Below are 20,233 nucleotides of genomic sequence, written 5' to 3'. Positions count from 1 at the left end.
AAAAAACCGAAACGCTGTACATCCCGGGTTATCGAATACAAATGGTCTGTCGTTGCCGTCTTCATTGAGGACAAGGTAACGCTGCCCGGCAAAAGAAAATCCCGGTCAAGATCGAAATCTTGCCGGGATCGCTCTTGAGACGGCTGGAGCCGTCTCCAATCAGGCTGATGCTCAGACAGCGGCCTTGTTGATACCGCCGGTGGCGAGATCGGTCATGGTGCGGTCGCCGTCCGCCGTGTGGTCGAGGCAGGACTGCAGCTTCTTGGCTTCGTCGTCGAGACCAAGGCGTTTGGCGAAAGCCACGAGGCAGCCATAACCGGCGATCGCGTAGTGGGCCATGCGCTGATACTGCGTGATGATCATCGCGTCGCGGGCGTCCGGGTCGGTGATGTCTTCTTCCAGCCCGTGAGCGCGGGCTTCCTTCACAAGCCCTTCCATGCCTTTGCAGAACTCGCCCTTGGGATCTTCGCCGTGACCCTTGATGATCGCGGAAAGGGTTTGCATGCCGCTTTCGATGCCATCGACACCGGCATTCAGGGCCTTCTTCAGCTCTTCGCTCTTGGCGGCGTCGGCGAGCTCGCGCGTGACCTTCTCCGACTGGTTGCAGGCGCTGTAGATGTCCTGCGCCTGATCGATATAGATGTCCTTGAGATTGGTGATGGTCATAATCCGTCCTTCCTGGTCGGTTGTTGTGGGGCATAGCGCTAGGGAGCGCGAATTGTTCCACTTCAAAGACCTGCCCGGCTGGCGGTTTCGACCTTTCTGTGCTGTTGTCAGATCGGGGAAAGGGAAGTCTTTTCAACTGCCTGCAACGATCCGCAGTCGCACCCTACGGCAATCGGTCGCGCAGCATTTCAACCATTTTGGCGTCTAAATAACGGGTGCGTGAACTCGCCTCATATCGAGGCGGAGGCGATCTCCGTTAGATAGGCCGTTATGGACACGACCACGCGCCAAAGCTTCGATCTTCGCCTCCCGCCTTTCGTCACGACGATGCGCGAGAGCCAACGCCTGCGTTTGGCGACCCTCGTGCGGCTCAGATGGATTTCCGTCGCCGGGCAGATCGCGACCGTGGTTTTTGTCGCGTGGGGCGTCTGGTGGCCGATCCCGGCCTGGTTCTGTCTCAGCCTGATCGCGCTTTCGGTTGCGCTGAACATCTATCTGACGACGCAATTTCCCGCGAGCCGCCGGCTTTCGCCGGGGGCGGCTGCGAGCGTCTTGACCTTCGACATCCTTCAGCCGACGGGCCTCCTGTACCTAACGGGCGGACTGACAAACCCGTTTTCGGTCTTCCTCATCGTTCCATGTCTGATCGCCTCTGCGACGCAGCCACCGGCCACGACCTTTGGGTTGGGGCTTTTGGCTTCGCTGGCTGCTACTTTCCTTGCGATATTCCATATGCCGCTGCCGTGGCCCGATGGCGAGACCTTCTCGCTGCCAGCGATCTACATCGCCGGGCTCTGGTATGCGATCGTCGGAACGCTCGTCTTTTCGGCGATCTACGTCTACCGCGTCGCGGCCGAGTCCCGTGCGCTCGCAGACGCGCTGAGCGCGACCGAACTCGTCCTCCAGCGCGAGCAGCACATTTCCGCCCTCGACGGGCTGGCCGCCGCCGCAGCCCACGAACTCGGCACGCCGCTCGCCACCATAGCCCTTGCTACCAAGGAGATGAGCCGGACCGTTCCGAAGGACAGTCCCCTACGCGACGACATCGATCTCCTGCTCGAACAGTCCGAGCGCTGCCGCGAAATTCTCCGCCAGCTTTCCAGCCTGTCGTCGTCGTCTGAAAGCCATATGGCGAAGTTGCCGCTGCTCTCGCTGATCGACGAGGTGGCCGAGCCCCATCGGAATTTCGGAATCACCGTCGCGGTCGAGACCGAGGGCGATGGGCCGGAGCCTGTCACTCGGCGCAACGCAGGCGTTCTTTATGGTCTCGGCAATATCGTCGAGAACGCAGTCGATTTCGCAATGTCTTCGGTGACTATCTCGGTCGCCTGGGACGAGACGGCTGTCGCGGTTACGGTCATTGATGACGGGCCCGGCTTCAATGCGGATGTGCTTGCGCGGATCGGGGACCCTTATATGTCCGACAAGCTTCGGGGCGATCGTCGCGCGGGCGGCGGTCTCGGCCTCGGTGTCTTCATCGCCAAGACCCTGCTCGAGCGTTCCGGCGCCTCGATTTCGTTCGAGAACCGTCATGAGCCGGGCCGTGTGAATGGCGAGAAGGCCGGGGCGATCGTCATCGTCCAGTGGAACCGCAGCGTGTTTGAAGAGGGCGGTTCCCTTGCACGGGCGAGCCAGACGGACTGATCGAGGATCCTGCCAGGTTGCGACCGGTCGCCGCACTCGCACCAAAGTCGCATCTTTCCGGCTGTTTGTTTCGTTGAATTCAACAAGATGGGTATCCATCTCAACGTTACGTAAGAGGGTCCAGCCACCTCGCATTCCTAAAGGCTCCGAATCCTGAAAAGGTGTGGTGCGCGCAGGGCGGCGAAGGACCCGACCGCGCTCATCGTAGCTGCGTAACCGGACAAGGAGACTGACATGCTCGATACTGCTCAGGCAGAAGCCCAGACCTTTACTCCGGTGGCCGGTGATAACTCCCTGCTGCTGGTCGATGATGATCGGCCATTCCTGCAACGGCTTGGTCGCGCGCTTGAACAGCGCGGTTTCGCGGTTACTACCGCGGAAAGCGTCAGCGAAGGCATGAATGCCGTCAAACGGTCGTCACCCGCCTTCGCCGTTGTGGACATGCGTCTAGGCGACGGCAACGGGCTCGATGTGGTGCAGGCTCTTCGCGGTGTTCGCTCTGATGCACGGGCTGTCGTACTGACCGGCTATGGCAATATCGCCACTGCCGTTACGGCGGTGAAGCTCGGCGCGATCGATTACCTTGCGAAGCCCGCTGATGCGGATGAGGTTACGGCAGCGCTCACCCGCGACGTCGACCAACGTGCGGCGCCGCCGGAAAACCCGATGTCTGCCGATCGCGTCCGCTGGGAACACATCCAGCGGATTTACGAGCTCTGCGACCGCAACGTGTCGGAGACTGCGCGCAGGCTTTCCATGCACCGACGCACCTTGCAGCGCATTCTGGCGAAACGCGCGCCGCGCTGAGCGGGAGGCAGTCTACAGACGTATTCAGTTTGGGCCGTCAGTCCGTCATGAACGGGTTGGCGGCCCATTCTGCTTGCAGGAGCCGGTCGGCGGAGAGGCGCGCAAAGCGAAGCGTCATGGCTTTACGCGTGGCGGAACTCAACTTGTTTTCCGGCGCTTCGCGCAAGATCTCCGCTGTATAGCCATTCGAGACGATCAGGCCCTGATCCTCGGGGAAGATCTCCACCGGCACGCCGGGATGGGTGGCGAAAAACAGCCGGTCGCAATGTTCGAGATAATCCGGCCATTTCCGGTCGACCCGAAAGTCTTCGATCGAGGTCTTGATCTCGACGATGGTGATCTCGCCCTTTTCGGAAAGGCAGACGAGATCGGCGCGCCGTCCTGATTTGAGCGGCATTTCCGGGAGCAGAGAGATCCGGTGAGCGATCATCAGGCGCTGAACGCCTCGACGGACCATCATGGCCCGCTCGGACTGGCGACCGTCGATCAGAGGTTCGTTGGAGAAGGGCGAAACGAGCGGCATGGGCAGGGTATTACCCAAAGCCGGATTCTGCGCAAGACAAAACGTGAACGATCTGTTGGTCTGCGCCAATGATCACGTTGCGAAAATGTATCAGTTGGTCGCGAGTTTGCGATCCTCTCCGATTTCTTCGAGGATCGGACAGTCGGGATCGGCGTCACCGTGGCAGCGTTCCGTCAGGTCTGCGAGCGCGCGTTTCAGTGTCTGCAATTCCTCGATCTTGCGATCGATTTCTGCGACTCGCCTGCGTGCGACCTGTTTCACGTCCTTGGAATGGCGGTTCTCGTCGGCATAGAGCGAAAGCAGCCGCCGTGCGTCCTCGATCGAGAAGCCGAGCGAGCGCGAGCGCTGCAAGAAGCGCAGAATATGGACGTCCCGGTCTCTGTAGTCTCTATAGCCGTTGGGTGCACGGGCCGGCTTAACCAGGCCGATTTCCTCGTAGTATCGGATGGTCTTCGGCGGCAGCCCGGACAGCTTTGACGCCTCTCCGATGTTCATGCTTGCCTCACCTTACCCTTCGCGGCGATCGTTCGCCGCACTTCTTTTCCAGATGTCGCGGGGTGGAGAAGCGTCAACTGTGTTGGGCCCGCAACAAGGATTTCTTAAGCATGGTCTGCCACATTCTCGCCGTTGCTTCACCGCAAGGGCAGGCTTATCCAGAGTGACAGCATTTTCGGGTCCGGCTCGTCTTCAAGTGTCGCTGCGGACCCAACGTTTACCGCTGCTTTCTGAGGCAGCTCCCCGTCTCTTGACTGGACGAATATGATGAAAATCGACACCCTAATCAAAGCCGGCTTGGTCCTCGGCGCAGCCGCTCTCGTTTCGGCCTGCTCCACCGGCCCGTCGTCACGCGTTTCGACGGTTACTCCGATGAACGCGCAGGTCGCTGCGGCCTATGCCGGCCCCTCGACGCTCAATTCCGGCAGCGTCGCCGCGGTGTCCAACCCCGATTATGCGGCAGCCGTCGACGACGGCTTTGCGCTTCCGGCGATCCCGTCCGAGAAGATCGATCCGCAATATCTGCGTCAGGAAGTTTCCTATCCGGAAGGCAGCCAGTACGAGCCGGGCACGGTCGTCGTCGATACGCCGAACCGCTTCCTCTATCTCGTCCAGCCGAACGGCATGGCGATGCGCTATGGCATCGGCGTCGGCCGCGCGGGCTTCTCCTGGTCGGGTGATGCCTACGTCAATTCCAAGCAGCATTGGCCGAAGTGGCATCCTCCGGGCGAGATGATCGACCGCAAGCCTGAGCTTGAGGAATACCGTAACGGCGGCATGGAACCGGGCCTTACCAATCCGCTCGGCGCGCGCGCGCTCTACCTTTTCCAGGACGGCAGGGACACGCTGTTCCGCATCCACGGAACGCCTGAGTGGTGGACCATCGGGACCGCTGCTTCGTCCGGCTGTATCCGCATGATGAACCAGGACGTCATCGACCTTTACGAGCGCGTTCCGCGCCAAGCCAAGGTTGTCGTCAAGCAGGGCCAGGAACGCCTCGCCCAGCGCTGACCTCTTGTCTGCTCGGAGCGTGGCCGAAGTGTCGCGGACGCTCCGAGGTGGATGGATAACGGGCGGGGACGCCTTCGAGCCGGATATCTCGTTCGAGATGTCCGGCTTTCTCGTTGAATGGCCCTTTCCCGCTTTACGCGCCGGCTTTTCGATGCGACGGCGCGCTTGCGCTCCCTTGCGGAGCCCTAACTTGCTTTTTCCCGCATTTCCTACGATTTAAGGGGAAAGCGCCGCGTCTCGTTCCTCGCATGTTTTCGTGCGCCCGGAAGAACGTGCGCGGCGAGGGCCGCCCCGAGCGGCCCATTTCAATTTGAATGTCCCCTTGGACGGGGACGACTGACAAGGAATACGAATGGCCAAGGAAGAAGTCCTGGAATTTCCCGGCGAGGTTGTCGAGCTTTTGCCAAACGCGACATTCCGCGTGAAGCTGGAAAACGAACACGAGATCATCGCCCATACCGCCGGGCGCATGCGCAAGAACCGCATTCGCGTGCTGACGGGCGACAAGGTGCTTGTCGAGATGACGCCTTACGATCTCACCAAAGGCCGGATCACCTATCGCTTCAAGTAATCACCTGCCGCGCCGATCAACGCATTTTCGCGAAGAGTTCTCATGCTGATACTCGCCTCAGCTTCGCCGCGTCGTCTCGCACTGCTTCAGCAGGCCGGCATAGAGCCGGATGTGATGATGCCGGCCGATCTCGACGAGACGCCGACACGTAACGAACATCCGCGGTCTCTGGTAAAGCGTCTGTCGCGCGAAAAGGCGGAAGCGACCTCGAAGCGAGTCGCTGAACTCAATTACGACAACGCATACGTCCTTGCAGCCGATACGGTGGTCTGCGTCGGCCGCGACATCATGCCGAAGGCGGAACTTCAGGAGGATGCTCAGGCTTGCCTGCGTATCCTGTCGGGTCGCGCGCACCGGGTCTATACGGGTGTCAGTCTGATCACGCCGCGCGGTTCCCTGCGCCAGCGTCTCGTCGAGAGCCGGGTTCGGTTCAAGCGTCTGTCGAGAGAGGATATCGACCGGTATCTGAGATCCGGCGAGTGGCGGGGCAAGGCCGGTGGCTATGCCATTCAGGGAAGGGCAGGCGCTTTCGTCGTACGGCTGATCGGATCTTATACCAACGTTGTCGGTCTGCCGCTGTATGAGACGGTCAATCTTCTTGCGGGCGAGGGCTACGACATCGACTCGCGAACGGGATTGCTGCTCGACGACGACGATCAGGATACGTCGCCACTGATGCCCGTGGACGAGGACGAGAAAAAACAGCAGCCGGATCGAGACAAGGAAGCCGCTTCCGCAGCCCCATGACCGAACCGACTTCGAAAGTGACGCCATTGCGCCGCAAGCGCCGATGCCCCGAATGCGGACGCGAGTCGTCCCGGGAGCTGTTCCCGTTCTGCTCGGAACGGTGCAAGGCGGTCGATCTCAATCGCTGGCTGGCGGGAAGTTACGTTATTCCCGGTCCGTCCGTGTCGGCTGGGGATGACGACGAGGAGAGCTAGCCGACAGGCTCGCCACCATGCGAGCCATCGATGCTTCTTCCCGTTTGACGGTGGCAAAATCGACCGGCTTGGTATTCGAAGAGGCAACCGAAAGCGATTTCAACGCAGCGCTGACGAGTTCGACCAGCTCACGATCATCATCGAAGCTCACGTTCATATTCCTCCCATCGAGAGGTATGTCCCTCGATATCGACAGTAACGTAAATCAGGCGTCGATGCCATTAAGTCGTTCAATAAAAATCGATTTTTCGCCCTATTCTGGTTGGTAGAACAGATTAATTTGCGTCGCGACTAACGGTTTCGACTTTAGTATAAGATAATGATCTATTGGTCGCGTTGCTGATCTCTGGGAATGGACGCTCTCGCGCTATTGCTTCAGGCCGTGATCTGTCCCAGCAGATTGGTCAGAACCCGTTCGATAACGTCGAGGTCTTTGGGGCGCGACAGCCGATGGTCGCCATTTCTGATCAGCGTCATCGTGGCATCGTCGGCTGACAGGCAAGTCATCAGAGCCAGTGCATGGGCGTGGGGCACGTCGGGGTCCTCCATGCCTTGAATGATTGCGACCGGGCACCCGGTCTCGATCGGGCCGTCCATCACCAGATTGGCTGCGCCGTCGTCGAACAGCGCCTTGGTGTAGATATTCGGCTCGTCGCTGTACTCAGATGGCTCTTCCAGCAGACCGCGCGTTTGGATGCTCATGAGGTCGGCCTCGCTCAGTCGCGGTCGCATGAGACGTTCGGTGAAATCGGGAGCCGGGGCGAGAAGCAGAAGGCCTGCGACCGAAAAGGAGGCCTGGCCGCTGCGGGCGCGGGCAACGAGGTTGAGGGCAATCCAGGCGCCCATGGACGAGCCGACGAGGAGGACAGATCGAGCACCCGAGGCCTCGATGGCGCGCAACGCCTCCTCTGTCCATCGAGAGATCGTGCCCTCTTCAAAGCGCCCGCCCGATTCGCCGTGACCGGAATAATCGAGCCGCATATAGGCGCGGCCTTCGCGGGCCGCGATGTCGAGCAGGTGCTCGGCCTTGGTGCCGCGCATGTCGGAGCGGTATCCGCCGAGCCAGACGATCGTCGGTCCTCTACCGTCGAGAGTCCGGTATGCGATCTGCCGCGTATCGCCGCTTTCGCCGACGCTCACTTCGTGGCCGGTGTCACGGTCGCCGTCCTGCATGGCATTCATCCTTCTTTCCTTGCGCTTTTGTTGGGTCTTAAGTGCGTCAGGCCCGGTGTCAAAGACAGGTCGGCGGAATATTCCTCAAAGTGCGGATATGACTGCCTCTGCCGCCTTGACTTTCAGGGGCCGCCCCTTCACATCCTCATCCCGTGGACGACGGCCGAATGAGCAGTCTCGGAGCGTAGCGCAGTCTGGTAGCGCATCTGGTTTGGGACCAGAGGGTCGCAGGTTCGAATCCTGCCGCTCCGACCATGCTTATTTTGCCGGCATCGTTGGCTCATTTCGCTAGAGGATCGCAATGGTCGCGAGGATCTATAAACCAACGCGCACCGCCATGCAGTCGGGCAAGGCCAAGACGCAGGAATGGCTGCTGGTCTACGAGCCGCAGGAGCCGAAGCGGATCGATCCCCTGATGGGTTACACGTCGTCCGGCGACATGCTGAGCCAGTTGCGCCTGTCGTTCGAAACGCGTGAACAGGCGATTGAATATGCCGAGCGCAACGACATTCCCTACCGCGTCGAAGAGCCCAAAGAGACCAAGCGGGTTCGTGTCGCCTATGCCGATAATTTCAAATACGACCGACGCCAGCCCTGGACACACTGACGGCCCCTTGGTCGCGTGACTTTGTCCGCCTCGATGACCTATCATCGACGCAACGGTCCCATAGCTCAGCTGGATAGAGCAACGGCCTTCTAAGCCGTAGGTCCCAGGTTCGAATCCTGGTGGGATCGCCATCCTAAATTATTGATTTAAAAGCGATTTTCGCAGAGTTTGGTGCATTTTGATGTCGCTGTCTTTGCCACCAAATCCAGCTGAAATTCCCATCTTTGTTCTCACCGGCGTCACTTCACGGCCAGTGTCTCAAGGCAAGACTCATTCGTCTTTCTGACGAAGTGTTAAGCTGACGACTTGCTCTTGCTCGCTTAGGATTAGCGAAAGCGAGTATGACCCGGAGAAGGAGAACGATCCATGACGACTCGGACCAAGACCGGCATTGCAGCAGCACTCGGCGCCGGCGCGCTCGCCCTGTTCTCGACGACATTCCTTGCCCATGCCGGTGAGGCGATGAAGGTCTACGCCTCTCCCACCTGCGGCTGCTGTGCGGCCTGGGTTCGGCATGTCGAAGAGGCTGGATATGACGTCGAGGTGGAACATGTCGGCATGGCCGATCTCAATGCCCAGAAGCAGCAAGCGGGTTTCACGCCGAAGCATTCCTCTTGCCATACGGGCCTGATCGACGGCTATGCGATCGAAGGCCACGTTCCGGCTTCGGATATCAAGCGTCTCTTGACCGAAAAGCCCGAAGCGATCGGACTTTCAGTGCCGGGCATGCCGGCCGATGCGCCGGGCATGGGCAATGGCGACACGCCGTACGACGTGTTGCTGGTCAAAGAGGATGGTTCGAGCGAAGTCTTCGCCAGCTACCCGCGCTAAGCGATTTTGCTCGGCGGCAAAGGCCTTAGCGGCGCAGGAATTTGATCAGCGCCGCGATCACCAGAACGACGATGACGAGCCAGAGGATGCCCCAGAGGCCCATCCCGAACGGCATCCACGAACCCATCATGTCGCTTCCGTCATGCATCATGACGTGCCTCCATTCCCGCCATCGACCGGTCTGCCGGCTTCGCGCCAGGCTTTGAGACCGCCTTCGATCGGTTTGGCGGAATAGCCCATCTCGGTCAGCGTTGCTGCCGCAAGACTTGCTCGCGCTCCTGAGGCGCAGAGGACGTGGACCGGCATTCCGCCGGCATGGGAGGCATGGAGCGCCTTCTCGCCGCCCTCGTTGGTCACGTCCGCCTTCGCTTCCAGAAACCCGCGTGGAATATGAACCGCATCCGGAACACGGCCGTCCGTGTCGAGTTCATGCGCCTCGCGCACATCGAGAATCAGGCCGTCGGCCTTCCCGGCGTCGACCGAGCCGCCGGTCATTTTGCGAGCCTCGGCGACGAAATCCTTCATGGTCTTGGGCATTCGAGCCTCCTTCAAAGCCGATTCATTGGTATTTTTAAATAGACATGGCCATCGGCCTCCGCCGGCGGGAGCTGACCCGCCCGCAGATTGACCTGCAACGCGTGGAGCATCCGGTCAGGCAGGGACAGCGTTTCGTCGCGCTCGGTACGCGTCTTGACGAACTCCTCTTTCGAGATGCCGTCGCGCACATGCTTGTTGGCGCGCTTGTGCTCGGCGACCGTCGCTTCCCAGAAGATCTCTTCGCGCTCGTCTGTTCCGTAGTCGTGGCCGACGAAGAGCCGGGTTTCCGGAGGCAGCGCTAGGATCGTCTGGATCGAGTCCCAGAGTATACCTGCGTCGCCGCCGGGGAAGTCCGCTCGGCTCGAACCCATATCCGGATACATCAGCGTATCGTGGACGAAGGCGGCATCGCCGACGACATAGGTGATCGAGCCCAGCGTATGGCCGGGCGACAGGATCACCTTCATCTGAAGGTCGCCAATCGTGAAGCTGTCGCCATCCGCGAACAGATCGTCGAAGTCGCGGACTGGGTCGAATGCATCCGGCAGATGATAGAGGTCGCGCCACAGATCGGCGATCTCCAGAACCTTTTCGCCGATGCCGTTCGGGACCTTCAGCTTGTTCTTCAGGTAGGTGGATGCCATCAGATGATCGGCATGGGGATGGGTATCGAGCACACGCTCGATCGTGAGTCCCTGTTTGTTAGCGAAATGCAGAACTTCGTCGGCGCTCTCGAAGCCGGTTCGAGCCTCGGGGGGATCGAAATTCTGAACGACGTCGATCAGAGTAGCTTTCTTCGTCGCGGGGTCGGCGACAAGATACTGGATCGAGCCAGTGTTCTCCTCGTAGAAGCCCCATACGTCCGGCGACCTTGGGCCGGTCGAGGGACTATGGCGGGCGAGCATGGCAATCTCCATCGTCCGATTGTCTTCCAAAGGGTTGAGCGCCATATATGATTAATGTCTAAATTAGCAATATCTAATATAGAATTTTTGGAAGAGCGTTCAGAGGAAGTGGCGGCGATCCTCTCGCTGATCGCCAATCCCGCTCGGCTGCGCATCCTGTGCCTTCTCGCCGAAGGGGAGCTTCAAGTCGGCGCGCTTGCTGAAGCCGTTGGCCTCAGCCAGTCGGCACTCTCCCAACACCTCGCAAAATTGCGCGCCGGCGGAGCCGTAGAAACCCGGCGCGACCGTCAGACGATCCACTACCGCCTCGCCGACGGTGAGATTCGGGCGATCATGGAAAGCCTCTATGAAATCTTCTGCGGCCCCGGACGGGCAAAATCCGAAAGAGGAAACGGCTGAAGCGAGGCGGGCGAGCATTCGCGTCGACGCGTCCTCGCTTTTTTCCTGCTCGCGGTTACCGCTTCGTCTCAATCAGCCGCCCCAAAGCAACATGCGGATAGGCATCCAGATGCCCATGCCGATCATGACCAGATTTTCGGTCAGCGAAATGAAGCCGAGAGGCACGCTCGACGCGCCGCCGACGCAGGCGCATTTGAGCTCGCGCTTCTGGACGTAGACGGCGTAAAATACTGAAATCGCCCCGACGGTGCCGATGACGAGTGCGATCGGCGCCGATATCCAGGTAAGCGCACCCGCGATCATCAAGATGCCGGCAAGGGTTTCGCCGAAGGGATAGAGCTTGCCGTAGGGCACCCAGCGTTGAGCCAGAAGATCGTAGTTGAGGAACATCGTCGAAAAGCTCTCGACGTCTTGCAGCTTCTGGATGCCGAGCAGGGTCATCGAGATCGCGAAGAACCATTCGACCGCCCTCAACGTGAAGATGGTGTCGTAGGCGGCCCAGGAAACGGCGAGTCCCATCAGGAACGCGACCGCGAAGATCGCGATGACCGGCTGATAGGTCGTGTGCTGGTTCTCTTTGACGCGTTTGCCGAAATGCTCGCGCAGTTCCGTATAGCCGCCGACGCGCTCGCCGCCGATGAAGGTCTGCGGTGTCGTTTCGACCCCGATCTTTTCCTGAAACGCGTCGGTTTCGGCGCGCGTCGTCAGATGATGATCCTCGACGTCGAATCCCTCGCGCTCGAGTAGATCTTTCGATTTGAGGCCGAAGGGGCAGAGGTGTTTATCCATGACCATCCGATAGAGGACGGCCTTTTTTCCGTTTTCCGTCGTCGAAATGCTGTCCATGGCTGGATTGTCCTTCCTATGGAAACCCTCTCCGTTCGATCTTCGAAAGGTGGGAGTTCCACTCGCTGGAAGGTCAAGGCCAAACCGTCCGAAGGGTTCTTCGAACGATCCCCGGCACACAAAAGTCGACCCGTGTCGGCTCTCAAAAGGGACGATCTAGCGGTCCTATCGTACGAGCCCGTCCCAGCAGGGCGACAGCTCTATGGTCTTACGGGAGCTCAGTGCCGGTTCGTAGAAGCGGTAGAGCTCCTGGTTCGCGTTCGTGACAGGGCATTTCGGGTAAAGGATAAGATCGGTTGCGTTCAGTTCTGCGAGGACCTGTTCGCTTGGTTCCGGGACCGTACGATAAGGATCGGCGCCGATGGGTACGCCCCTCGGAGCGCGGCGGTCCATCAGATAGGGAAACGGGTTCGTGAAATTGAGGCTGAAGATCGTCTCGAAGCGCACGTCGTTTTCAGCTTCGTAGGCCTGGATGGCCTCAACGCCCTCGCTGACGGCGCGCAGCCAGGTAAGCTGCGTATCCTGCTCCGTGTAGAAGATGAAGCTCGGCAGGATTTCTTTATCCGCAAAAGCCTGAAAGGTCTCCGGAAAACGCTTGTAGAGATCGAGAACGATCGCCGAGCGCTCGACGATTTCGGGTCGCTGGCTCACCTGGTCGAGCGTCTTCATATGAGGCAGCTCCATCGACACATATTGCAGCTGTCCGACAGCGGCCCGCGCGGCGTGGTGAATCGTCGAAACCGCGCTCGGAAGGGTGGCTGCGGCGGCTAGCGTCAGGCAGGCGAGGCGGAGCTTGCCGGCCAGCTGATCGATATTGAGAAGGATCATGAGCACTACAGGCCAGACGAAGACGAAAGGCTGGCTGCCCGTATTCTGTGTCTCGAAGAAGAGGCCGGCGAAAAGCGCGACGCCGAGCCAGATCGAGCCGCGATCGAAAACCGAGGCGGCGCCGGAAAGGGTCCTGTCTGTTGCAAAAGTCTTGATGCAGGTCGCGAGCTGATTCCGCTCGGCGTAGAGAAGCGCAAGGCAAAGCAGCGCGGCCGAGGCAAAGATGCCGAAATGCAGCGAGCCGGCCTGAAGGAAACGCTGGAGGAGAACGCCGTCGTTCATGATGGCGAGCGTCATCAGGTCGGCGACATAGGCCGAGGTCACGCCCGTTGCGGCTTCGAGACCGAGCAGGATGGCGGCAAATCCCGCGAAGACGATGAACCCCTCTTTGACGCTCACCCGGCCGGCAAGCACGGCGAACGCACAAAGAAGGCCGCCCGAGACGAAGCCGGTGATCTTTGTGAGAAAGAGGGCCGTCATCGTGCCGATCAGCACTGTCAGAAGGACGGTCCGGTTGGTCGCGAAGAGAAGAGCGGCGGTGAGGACGTAGAGAAGATGGATGCACTGGCGGTTGTAATAGCCAAAGCCGTCGATCCCCGGATAGGACGAATAGGCCGTCGCGTTGATAGGCAGCGCCACGAAGATTAGAAACGGCAGGAGCAGCGAGAGGGCGGTTGTTCGAGATCGACGATCGACATCCATCAGCACGGCCGCCAGCAGCGGCGCAGCGATCACCAGGATCATGTACTGAGCGAGAAGCGCCGGTTGGGCCTGGGTGAAAATCTCGTTGAGCGAAGCGAACAGCCAGTAACCGAGGGGACCGGCGGGGGCGAAGAAATCGACCGAGGGCATCTGCCCGCTCGCAAGCCGGTTCGCCGCATCGAAGTAGATGAACGTGTCCCAGTAGAACGGTCCGATCGGCACCGTGATCGGGAAGGTCAGCAGCGCGAACAGCAGAATGGTGGCGAGACCCAGCAGCAGGGGCGGCGAGGCCACGCCGAGCCGGAAACCGGTAACCCGTGCGGTTTGGCTGGTGATATCGGACATCGGCTGAGCGGACCTTGGATGCGGAACTGGCGGCTTAAATCATCGGCGCTGGCCGTTAGAGAACCGTTACTTTCGGGAAAGCTGCTTCTTGAAAGGAGCGCCAGTTGGGTCCTCTCACGGCTGTGGGCCCATACGCGTATTTCCGCGCTTGCCATCGCGATCATGACTGGTAATCGAAAAGGGTGACGCCCGCCCGCCTGATTCCGTTTTCAGAAGAAACCGCTTTCCATGACCTTTTCGCTTACGACCTGGAATATCAACTCCGTTCGTCTCCGCGCCGAGATTGTCGTGCAGTTCCTCAAGATGGAACAGCCCGACGTCATCTGCCTGCAGGAGACGAAGTGCACCAACGAGCAGTTCCCCCATTCGGCCTTCGAGGGGCTGGGTTACGACCATGTCGCGCTGCACGGTCAGAAGGGCTATCACGGCGTCGCCGTCCTCTCGAAACTGCCGTTCGAGGACGTCGTGCGGCAGGATTTCTGCGAGGTGGGCGATGCCCGCCATCTCTCCGTCAAGCTGGCGGTTGGAGATCGGAAGATCCGTGTACACAATCTCTATGTGCCGGCAGGCGGGGACGTACCCGATCCGGAGGCCAACCCGAAGTTTCGGCACAAGCTGCAATTCGTCGACGAAATGCGGAAGATGCGGGCCGAAGGCGAGGAAGGCGTGTCCGCGCTTCTATGCGGTGACCTCAACATTGCGCCCTACGAGATGGATGTCTGGTCTCACAAGCAGATGCTGAAGATCGTCTCGCACACCCCCGTCGAGACCGAGGGGCTTGTCGCCGCGATTTCCGAGGGTGGCTGGACGGACCTGATGCGCCAGCACGTTCCGATGGAGGAAAAGCTCTTCACCTGGTGGAGCTACCGCGCAAAGGACTGGGCGGCATCCAATCGCGGACGGCGCCTCGATCACGTCTGGAGCTCGGCCGACCTCGCCGAAAAACTCTTCGATGTGAGCGTTCTCACCGATGCCCGGGGCTGGGAGCGTCCCTCCGACCATGTTCCGGTGACGGCACGCTTCGCGCTGTGACCGGGGGCTTCAGCGCCAGCGATTGGAGAGCTTCTGCTCTTCGGCATCGCGCGCTTCGTTGAAGCCCAGCAGCCAGAGCTTGGCACGCACCGAGGAGCCCGGATAAGGGCAGGCACCTTCGTTGCGGCCTTCCCGGAATGCGGTTCGGCCAGCTTGATGGAAAACGCGTTCGGCCTTCGCCATTTCGATCGCATGGGCCAGCGTCGAACGCGCCGGCTCGATCGTCGCTTCGGACGACAATGTCTGCATTTCGTCGCGCATGTTGATACCACCGTACTCAAACAACAGAACGACGAGCCGAAACAGCCGCCGCTTACCGCAACCGCTCGGTCAAGGCAGCCGCGCCGACAATTTCGCTGGACGCGGTTACCCAGGCGCTAATGAACGCAAAAAATTGAAGAAAAGCGAGTCATTGTTATTTAGCTGACCCTCAGAAGCGATTGACAGGGCAGCCTGATTGATTCTGTCAGTGAGTATTTCGACACGAATCCATTACCTCTGCTGACTATTGGCTCAGCCGTTGCGGTTTTCCTTTGCGAAAGATGAACAGGCGAACTTGCGGCGGCCATTCCGCGACAATGGACTTCAGGCGGCGAGAGTGCGTTTGATTGCGTTCTCCCACAGGGCCAGTCGTCGGCCGCGCTCGACAGCCGCCATCTTGGGCTCGAACCGGCGTTCCAACCGCCAGCGTTCGGCAAAACCGGCCTGATCGGGCCAGACGCCCGCGGCATGACCGGCGATCCAGGCGGCCCCGAGAGCGGTCGTTTCGAGGACCACCGGCCGGTCGACAGGCGCGTGAAGAAGATCGGCGAGACGCTGCATGGTCCAATCGCTGGCAACCATGCCGCCATCGACCCGCAGGACCGTGTTTGCCGCACCGGAAAAATCCTGCTTCATCGCGCGCAGCAGATCGGCTGTCTGGAAGCAGGTCGCTTCGAGTGCTGCCCGCGCGATCTCCTTCGGGCCGGACTTGCGGGTCAGGCCGTAGATCGCGCCGCGCGCTTCGGCGTTCCACCACGGCGCGCCGAGGCCTGTGAAGGCCGGCACCATGATCACATCCTGGGTGTCGTCCGCCTCGTCAGCCATGGAGCCGGTCTGTTCGGCACGATCGACAACGCCGAGACCGTCACGGAGCCACTGAACGGCAGCGCCTGCTACGAAGATCGAGCCTTCGAGAGCATAGGTCGTCTGGCCGGAGAGCCGATAGGCGACGGTTGTCAGAAGCCGGCTCGAAGAGGGTACGCGCTCCGACCCTGTGTTGAGAACGGCGAAACAGCCGGTGCCATAGGTGCTCTTCAGCATGCCAGGCTGGAAACAGGCCTGGCCGAGCGTTGCAGCGTGCTGATCGCCGGCTATGCCGCGAACCGGGATGCCCGCGCCGAAGAGCGAGGCGTCGGTCACGCCGAAATCGGCGTCGCAATCCTTCACTTCGGGCAGGATCGCGCGCGGCACGCGCAGCAGTTTCAGGAGGTCTTCGTCCCAGGCATTTGCAGAGATGTCGAAGAGTTGGGTGCGGCAGGCATTCGTCGTGTCGGTCGCATGGACTTTGCCGCCCGTCAGGCGCCAGAGGAGGAAGGTGTCGACCGTTCCGAAGGCGAGATCGCCGGCTTCTGCCTTGGCCCGTGCGCCCTCCACGTGATCCAGCATCCAGGCGATCTTCGTGCCGGAGAAATAGGGATCGATCAGGAGGCCGGTCTTTTCCGTGATCAACGCTTCGGCCCCTTCATCGTGGAGCTTTCGGCAGATATCGGCGGTGCGGCGGTCCTGCCAAACGATGGCGTTGTGGATCGGCTTGCCGGTCGTGCGATCCCAGATCAGCACCGTTTCGCGCTGGTTGGTGATCCCGATCGCGGCGATATCCGACGCCGAAAGCGAGGCATCGCTCAGCGCGCTGCGTACCGTGTCGCGAACGGAATTCCAGATGTCTTCAGGGTCGTGCTCGACCCAACCGGAACGCGGAAAATGCTGGGCGAATTCCTTCTGGCCGACGCCGACGACCCGGAATTGGTCGTCGAAGACGATCGCTCGTGACGACGTCGTGCCCTGGTCGATCGCAAGTACATATCCGGACATTGTGATTCCTCCTCCACCACGATCGCCATTTTAACGCCGAGGATCGTTTCGGCGAACCCCCGGCGCACCAAAGTTCGGCGCATGTCATTTCCGAATTTTCGAGCGGTGTGCGACTCGCCATCGCTATATCACTCAATGACATTTCGTGATCATGCCGCCGGAACGGATCGACCTGATCTGTATTCTTGTCTCATCGCAAACAGACAGGATGCTGATCCCATGAAACGTCTTATTGTTGCAGTGCTTGCCGCCGGCGTCGTGGCTGGACCGGCATTGGCGCAGACGACTACGACAACGGTCACGGAAACCACTGTCGTCGAACAGCCGCGTGTCGAAGAAATCCGCACTTATGTTGTCGAACAGGGCGTTGCTTCCATTGCCCCGCCGGAAGGCGTGACGGTCACCGTCGGATCGGCCCTCCCGGACCCTGTTCCGCTCTACGAACTACCCGAAGGCGTCGCGCCTCCGTCCTACCAGTACACGGTGATCGACGGCCATTCGGTGCTGGTCGATGAGAATCGCAACATCGTGCAGATTCTCGATTGAGGATTTTATCGAGTGATCTGGAAAAAGGGCCCCGCGCGGGCCCTTTTTGCTGCGACATGGAATGAATTCGCGAGCGCTGTCTCAGAGCACGCCGGAAAATTGCTCGTCGATACGCTTGACCTCGGCCTCGCGCCAGTCAGCGTCGCGCGCATCGCGTGGCCGTTCGATCTGGTGAACACCACGAACCGTCGAGGGGCGTTCGGTGAGGAAGACGATCCGGTCCGACAGTTGCACGGCTTCCCGCAAATTATGGGTCACCATCAGCGCCGTCGTTCGCCGGGCCGACCAGACCTCGATGAGGAGATGGCGCAGACGGGTTGCTGTCATCTCGTCGAGTGAGACGAAGGGCTCGTCAAGAAGAAGCAGGCTCGGTCGGATCGCAAAGGCGCGGGCGAGAGCGACGCGGCGGGCAAGACCCAACGAGAGTTCGGTCGGGAACCGGCCCCGCATTTCGGTGAGGCCGACGATATCGAACAGCTCGTCGAGATTATCACCGCGCAGTTCGTCCGGGAGCGCTAGCCGCACATTCTGTTCCACAGTTCGCCAGGGCAGGAGGCGCGGCTCCTGAAAGACGACCGCGATCCGCCCCCCCGGATCAGGGCGGGAGACCGTGCCACGATAATCCGCGTCGAGACCGAGGATAATTCGAAGGGCCGTCGTCTTGCCGCAGCCGGACGGGCCAATCAGCGTCGTAAAGGAGCCGGCCGGAGCCTCGAAGGCGATGTTGTCGATGGCATGAACGGCCACGCCGTCAGCACCACGGAAGGTCTTTCCTGTAATCGCGACATCAAGGGGACGGGCGGTCTCATTGATGTCTGTGATAGTGGGATCGTGCTTCAAATCAGGTCTTTCGCCACCGGGTGGCGTGGGCTTCCAGCGGCTGAACGATCCAGAGTTCGATCAGCAGCATCACCGCGACGAAGGCGAGTGTGTAGGCGAGGATGCCGGCGACGTCGAAAAGCTGGAAGTAGAGATTGATCTGAAACCCGACGCCGTTGGAGCGGCCGAGGAGTTCGACGACGAGGGCGATCTTCCAAATAAGCGCGAGACCGGAGCGCGATGCGGCGGCGAAATAGGGCTGAAGCTGGGGCAGCACGACATGGCGCAGGCGTTTCATGGCGCCGAAGCGATAGACCGTCGCCATCTCAGTTAGATCGCGATCGAGGGCGCGGGCGCCTTCGCGCATGGTGACGACGACGTTGGGGATCTTGTTCACCGCTATCGCGCCGATCGCCGCCACCTCGTTGAGGCCAAACCAGATATAGGCGAGCACGATCACGACGAGCGCCGGGATATTGAGGAAGAGGATCAGCCATGGGTCGAAGAAGCGGTTCGCCTCGCGGCTGACACCGAGCGCGATGCCGATAGCCGAGCCGATCACCATGGCGGCGACGAATGCGAAGAAGACCCGCATCAGCGTCATGGCGAGGTGAAACCAGAGTTCGCCCGCCGCCGCATCGCGCCAGAATGCCTCGAAGACGGCAGGCGGGGCCGGCAGCACGCGGCTGTCGGCGAGGATCGCGCTCACCCACCAGATGGCGAGGAGACCAAGGAGCGAGATCGCGGTGACCGCCTTCGGCGTCAGCCCACGCGTCGCGAGACGGTAGATGCGCCCTTCGCTCGCCGTGCCTTCGGCATCAATCGCCATGGCCGAGGCCGGTGTAGTACGTGCCCTCCATCAGAGTCTCACTGGGGCCGACGAGCTTCTCGCCGCCGATCTCGTAGAGGAGGGCGTAGAGCTTTTCCGTGTCCTTCACTTCGTCGGCGGCGCTGCGCGAGGGAATGCCTTCGCGATAGCGCTCGATGAGGGTCTGATAGGCGATGTCGTTCTCAGGCTGCATCAGCTCGCGGAGCGGCTCCCACGCCTCGTCGGAGGTGGTGAGGAGATCCTTGGTCGCGCGATCGGCCGCAAGAAAAGCTTCAATCGCGTTTGGATGTTCTTCGGTGAAGCTGTCGCGGAAAACCCAGCCGATCGAGGCGACCGGGCCCTCTGCGCCCATGGCGATTGCCGCATCCGTGCCGGATGTCAGGGTCTTGAAACCCTCCGCCTCGAGCCGCGCCGCGTAGTGCCAGAAGTTGAGCACGGCATCCAGTTCGCCGGATCGCGCCTTCTCGGCAAGAAGCGGCGGTGCGCCGAAGGCGATCTCGTTTTCGGCGGACAGATCGGTGTCGTAGTCGCGTTCGGCGAGCGCCTGGATAAGCAGCCAGTTCTTGTCGAGCGGGCCGCCGGCTATGCCGATCGTCTTGCCCTTCAGATCGCCCAGGTCCTTCACATCGCTGTCGCCGGGAATCATCAGCGAGCCAACGGAGGTGGAGTAGGGCGCGAACGTATAGTCCGCGCCGGTCGCACGCTGGCGCGAGACCCAGAGCCAGTCGGAGACGATCATGTCCACATCTCCTGCCTGAAGCGCGACGTTCGAGGCCTGCTCGCCGGCAAAGGGCACGATCTCCACGTCGACGCCGTTCGCCTTGTCGAGGCGCTCGCTGGTCATCGCGGCGAGTTCCCAGTTCACCGTTCCGTATTTGAGGACGCCGACGCGAATGGGTGCCGGTCCGCCGCTATCGTCCTGCGCCTGGGCAGGTATGCCGGCGAAGAGCGCGGCGGCTACGGCGAGCGTCGTAAGCAAGGTTTTCATATCGCCGATCCTCCCGAAATCGTCGAAAAATCGTTGGGTTCGATCGTACAGGAATCCGAACCGCACCGTTAAGGGCGCGAGTGCGACTTAGGGGCAACGGGACTTTTTCCCGGTC

At 60.7% G+C, this 20,233-nt stretch carries 26 protein-coding genes and 2 tRNA genes; 13 read left to right on the top strand and 15 right to left on the bottom strand.

The features are described from left to right. Positions 1–171: 171 nt before the first annotated feature. Positions 172–666, bottom strand: a complete 495-nt coding sequence (locus tag ABRA89_RS14495; protein WP_349942209.1) for a YciE/YciF ferroxidase family protein — start codon at positions 664–666, stop codon at positions 172–174. A 270-nt stretch (positions 667–936) separates the two neighbouring features. On the opposite strand from ABRA89_RS14495, the gene ABRA89_RS14490 reads away from it, so the two are divergent. Together ABRA89_RS14490 and ABRA89_RS14485 are read left to right on the top strand one after the other, a co-directional pair. After that, positions 937–2,310 (top strand): ActS/PrrB/RegB family redox-sensitive histidine kinase, encoded by a 1,374-nt coding sequence (locus tag ABRA89_RS14490; protein WP_349942208.1) that lies wholly within the window; start codon positions 937–939, stop codon positions 2,308–2,310. Positions 2,311–2,544: 234 nt separating this feature from the next. Continuing rightward, a complete protein-coding gene (locus tag ABRA89_RS14485; protein WP_349942207.1) occupies positions 2,545–3,117 on the top strand; it encodes an ActR/PrrA/RegA family redox response regulator transcription factor in 573 nt (190 codons plus the stop codon). A gap of 37 nt (positions 3,118–3,154) precedes the next feature. Here ABRA89_RS14485 and ABRA89_RS14480 read toward each other — a convergent pair whose 3' ends face one another. After that, on the bottom strand, positions 3,155–3,640 hold the full coding sequence (locus ABRA89_RS14480) for an MmcB family DNA repair protein (RefSeq protein ID WP_349942252.1): 486 nt from the start codon (positions 3,638–3,640) through the stop codon (positions 3,155–3,157). Positions 3,641–3,730: 90 nt separating this feature from the next. Further along, positions 3,731–4,135, bottom strand: a complete 405-nt coding sequence (gene cueR, locus ABRA89_RS14475; protein ID WP_349942206.1) for a Cu(I)-responsive transcriptional regulator — start codon at positions 4,133–4,135, stop codon at positions 3,731–3,733. 267 nt (positions 4,136–4,402) lie between these two features. Between cueR and ABRA89_RS14470 the strand changes: the two genes are divergently transcribed. From ABRA89_RS14470 to yacG, 4 genes are all read left to right on the top strand, one after another. Next, complete coding sequence (locus tag ABRA89_RS14470; protein ID WP_349942251.1) at positions 4,403–5,146, top strand: L,D-transpeptidase; 744 nt, start codon at positions 4,403–4,405, stop codon at positions 5,144–5,146. Between the two features lie 352 nt (positions 5,147–5,498). After that, complete coding sequence (gene infA, locus ABRA89_RS14465; RefSeq protein ID WP_007065640.1) at positions 5,499–5,717, top strand: translation initiation factor IF-1; 219 nt, start codon at positions 5,499–5,501, stop codon at positions 5,715–5,717. A 42-nt stretch (positions 5,718–5,759) separates the two neighbouring features. After that, positions 5,760–6,464 (top strand): Maf-like protein, encoded by a 705-nt coding sequence (locus ABRA89_RS14460; RefSeq protein WP_349942205.1) that lies wholly within the window; start codon positions 5,760–5,762, stop codon positions 6,462–6,464. After that, the gene (yacG, locus tag ABRA89_RS14455) at positions 6,461–6,658 is read left to right on the top strand and encodes a DNA gyrase inhibitor YacG (protein WP_349942204.1); all 198 of its coding nucleotides are present in this window, start codon (positions 6,461–6,463) and stop codon (positions 6,656–6,658) included. Before ABRA89_RS14460 ends, yacG begins: the two co-directional genes overlap by 4 nt. Here the strand turns inward: yacG and ABRA89_RS14450 are convergent. Both ABRA89_RS14450 and ABRA89_RS14445 read right to left on the bottom strand, forming a co-directional pair. Beyond that, the gene (locus ABRA89_RS14450; protein WP_349942256.1) at positions 6,609–6,809 is read right to left on the bottom strand and encodes a hypothetical protein; all 201 of its coding nucleotides are present in this window, start codon (positions 6,807–6,809) and stop codon (positions 6,609–6,611) included. The two genes, yacG and ABRA89_RS14450, sit on opposite strands and share 50 nt — an antisense overlap. Positions 6,810–7,033: 224 nt before the next feature. Next, the gene (locus tag ABRA89_RS14445; protein WP_349942203.1) at positions 7,034–7,831 is read right to left on the bottom strand and encodes an alpha/beta hydrolase; all 798 of its coding nucleotides are present in this window, start codon (positions 7,829–7,831) and stop codon (positions 7,034–7,036) included. 178 nt (positions 7,832–8,009) lie between these two features. Here ABRA89_RS14445 and ABRA89_RS14440 point away from each other — a divergent pair. The 4 genes from ABRA89_RS14440 (at position 8,010) to ABRA89_RS14425 (ending at position 9,269) form a co-directional block, all read left to right on the top strand. Beyond that, positions 8,010–8,086, top strand: a tRNA-Pro gene (locus tag ABRA89_RS14440). A 46-nt stretch (positions 8,087–8,132) separates the two neighbouring features. Further along, the gene (locus ABRA89_RS14435) at positions 8,133–8,438 is read left to right on the top strand and encodes an ETC complex I subunit (RefSeq protein WP_349942202.1); all 306 of its coding nucleotides are present in this window, start codon (positions 8,133–8,135) and stop codon (positions 8,436–8,438) included. Between the two features lie 54 nt (positions 8,439–8,492). Beyond that, positions 8,493–8,569 (top strand) — tRNA-Arg (locus ABRA89_RS14430). 235 nt (positions 8,570–8,804) lie between these two features. After that, positions 8,805–9,269 (top strand): DUF411 domain-containing protein, encoded by a 465-nt coding sequence (locus ABRA89_RS14425; protein WP_349942201.1) that lies wholly within the window; start codon positions 8,805–8,807, stop codon positions 9,267–9,269. 25 nt (positions 9,270–9,294) lie between these two features. On the opposite strand, the gene ABRA89_RS14420 is transcribed toward ABRA89_RS14425, so the two are convergent. The 3 genes from ABRA89_RS14420 to ABRA89_RS14410 are packed head-to-tail and all read right to left on the bottom strand — an operon-like array spanning position 9,295 to position 10,723. Then, positions 9,295–9,420, bottom strand: a complete 126-nt coding sequence (locus tag ABRA89_RS14420; protein ID WP_349942200.1) for a hypothetical protein — start codon at positions 9,418–9,420, stop codon at positions 9,295–9,297. Then, a complete protein-coding gene (locus ABRA89_RS14415) occupies positions 9,417–9,806 on the bottom strand; it encodes a rhodanese-like domain-containing protein (RefSeq protein WP_349942199.1) in 390 nt (129 codons plus the stop codon). The genes ABRA89_RS14420 and ABRA89_RS14415 overlap by 4 nt, the downstream gene beginning before the upstream one ends. An 11-nt stretch (positions 9,807–9,817) precedes the next feature. Beyond that, entirely contained in the window at positions 9,818–10,723 is a 906-nt protein-coding gene (locus ABRA89_RS14410; RefSeq protein WP_349942198.1) for an MBL fold metallo-hydrolase, read from the bottom strand. A 75-nt stretch (positions 10,724–10,798) separates the two neighbouring features. On the opposite strand from ABRA89_RS14410, the gene ABRA89_RS14405 reads away from it, so the two are divergent. Beyond that, positions 10,799–11,110 (top strand): ArsR/SmtB family transcription factor, encoded by a 312-nt coding sequence (locus ABRA89_RS14405; RefSeq protein ID WP_463671301.1) that lies wholly within the window; start codon positions 10,799–10,801, stop codon positions 11,108–11,110. 72 nt (positions 11,111–11,182) lie between these two features. Here the strand turns inward: ABRA89_RS14405 and ABRA89_RS14400 are convergent, their stop codons facing one another. Together ABRA89_RS14400 and ABRA89_RS14395 are read right to left on the bottom strand one after the other, a co-directional pair. After that, on the bottom strand, positions 11,183–11,956 hold the full coding sequence (locus tag ABRA89_RS14400) for a glutaredoxin family protein (RefSeq protein ID WP_349942196.1): 774 nt from the start codon (positions 11,954–11,956) through the stop codon (positions 11,183–11,185). A 165-nt stretch (positions 11,957–12,121) separates the two neighbouring features. After that, positions 12,122–13,831 (bottom strand): hypothetical protein, encoded by a 1,710-nt coding sequence (locus tag ABRA89_RS14395; protein ID WP_349942195.1) that lies wholly within the window; start codon positions 13,829–13,831, stop codon positions 12,122–12,124. 228 nt (positions 13,832–14,059) lie between these two features. On the opposite strand from ABRA89_RS14395, the gene xth reads away from it, so the two are divergent. Continuing rightward, positions 14,060–14,863, top strand: coding sequence for an exodeoxyribonuclease III (gene xth / locus ABRA89_RS14390; protein WP_349942194.1), 804 nt, complete (start codon positions 14,060–14,062; stop codon positions 14,861–14,863). Positions 14,864–14,872: 9 nt separating this feature from the next. Here xth and ABRA89_RS14385 read toward each other — a convergent pair whose 3' ends face one another. Both ABRA89_RS14385 and glpK read right to left on the bottom strand, forming a co-directional pair. Continuing rightward, a complete protein-coding gene (locus ABRA89_RS14385; RefSeq protein ID WP_349942193.1) occupies positions 14,873–15,124 on the bottom strand; it encodes a ribosome modulation factor in 252 nt (83 codons plus the stop codon). Between the two features lie 324 nt (positions 15,125–15,448). Continuing rightward, positions 15,449–16,936, bottom strand: a complete 1,488-nt coding sequence (glpK, locus tag ABRA89_RS14380; protein WP_349942192.1) for a glycerol kinase GlpK — start codon at positions 16,934–16,936, stop codon at positions 15,449–15,451. Positions 16,937–17,155: 219 nt separating this feature from the next. Here glpK and ABRA89_RS14375 point away from each other — a divergent pair, with 219 nt between their 5' ends. Beyond that, positions 17,156–17,482 (top strand): DUF1236 domain-containing protein, encoded by a 327-nt coding sequence (locus ABRA89_RS14375; RefSeq protein WP_349942191.1) that lies wholly within the window; start codon positions 17,156–17,158, stop codon positions 17,480–17,482. A gap of 81 nt (positions 17,483–17,563) precedes the next feature. Here ABRA89_RS14375 and ABRA89_RS14370 read toward each other — a convergent pair whose 3' ends face one another. The 3 genes from ABRA89_RS14370 to ABRA89_RS14360 are packed head-to-tail and all read right to left on the bottom strand — an operon-like array spanning position 17,564 to position 20,118. Further along, positions 17,564–18,322: an ABC transporter ATP-binding protein gene (locus ABRA89_RS14370; protein WP_349942190.1), complete on the bottom strand. Its 759-nt coding sequence runs from the start codon at positions 18,320–18,322 to the stop codon at positions 17,564–17,566. A gap of 1 nt (position 18,323) precedes the next feature. After that, the gene (locus ABRA89_RS14365; protein WP_349942189.1) at positions 18,324–19,130 is read right to left on the bottom strand and encodes an ABC transporter permease; all 807 of its coding nucleotides are present in this window, start codon (positions 19,128–19,130) and stop codon (positions 18,324–18,326) included. Further along, on the bottom strand, positions 19,120–20,118 hold the full coding sequence (locus tag ABRA89_RS14360) for an ABC transporter substrate-binding protein (RefSeq protein ID WP_349942188.1): 999 nt from the start codon (positions 20,116–20,118) through the stop codon (positions 19,120–19,122). Before ABRA89_RS14360 ends, ABRA89_RS14365 begins: the two co-directional genes overlap by 11 nt. Positions 20,119–20,233: the final 115 nt, after the last annotated feature.

This window comes from Fulvimarina thalattae, from assembly GCF_040239565.1.
Taxonomy (GTDB): domain Bacteria; phylum Pseudomonadota; class Alphaproteobacteria; order Rhizobiales; family Rhizobiaceae; genus Fulvimarina.
The sequence above is the reverse complement of the archived record's forward strand: the minus strand, read 5'-3'. Positions and strand labels throughout refer to the sequence as shown.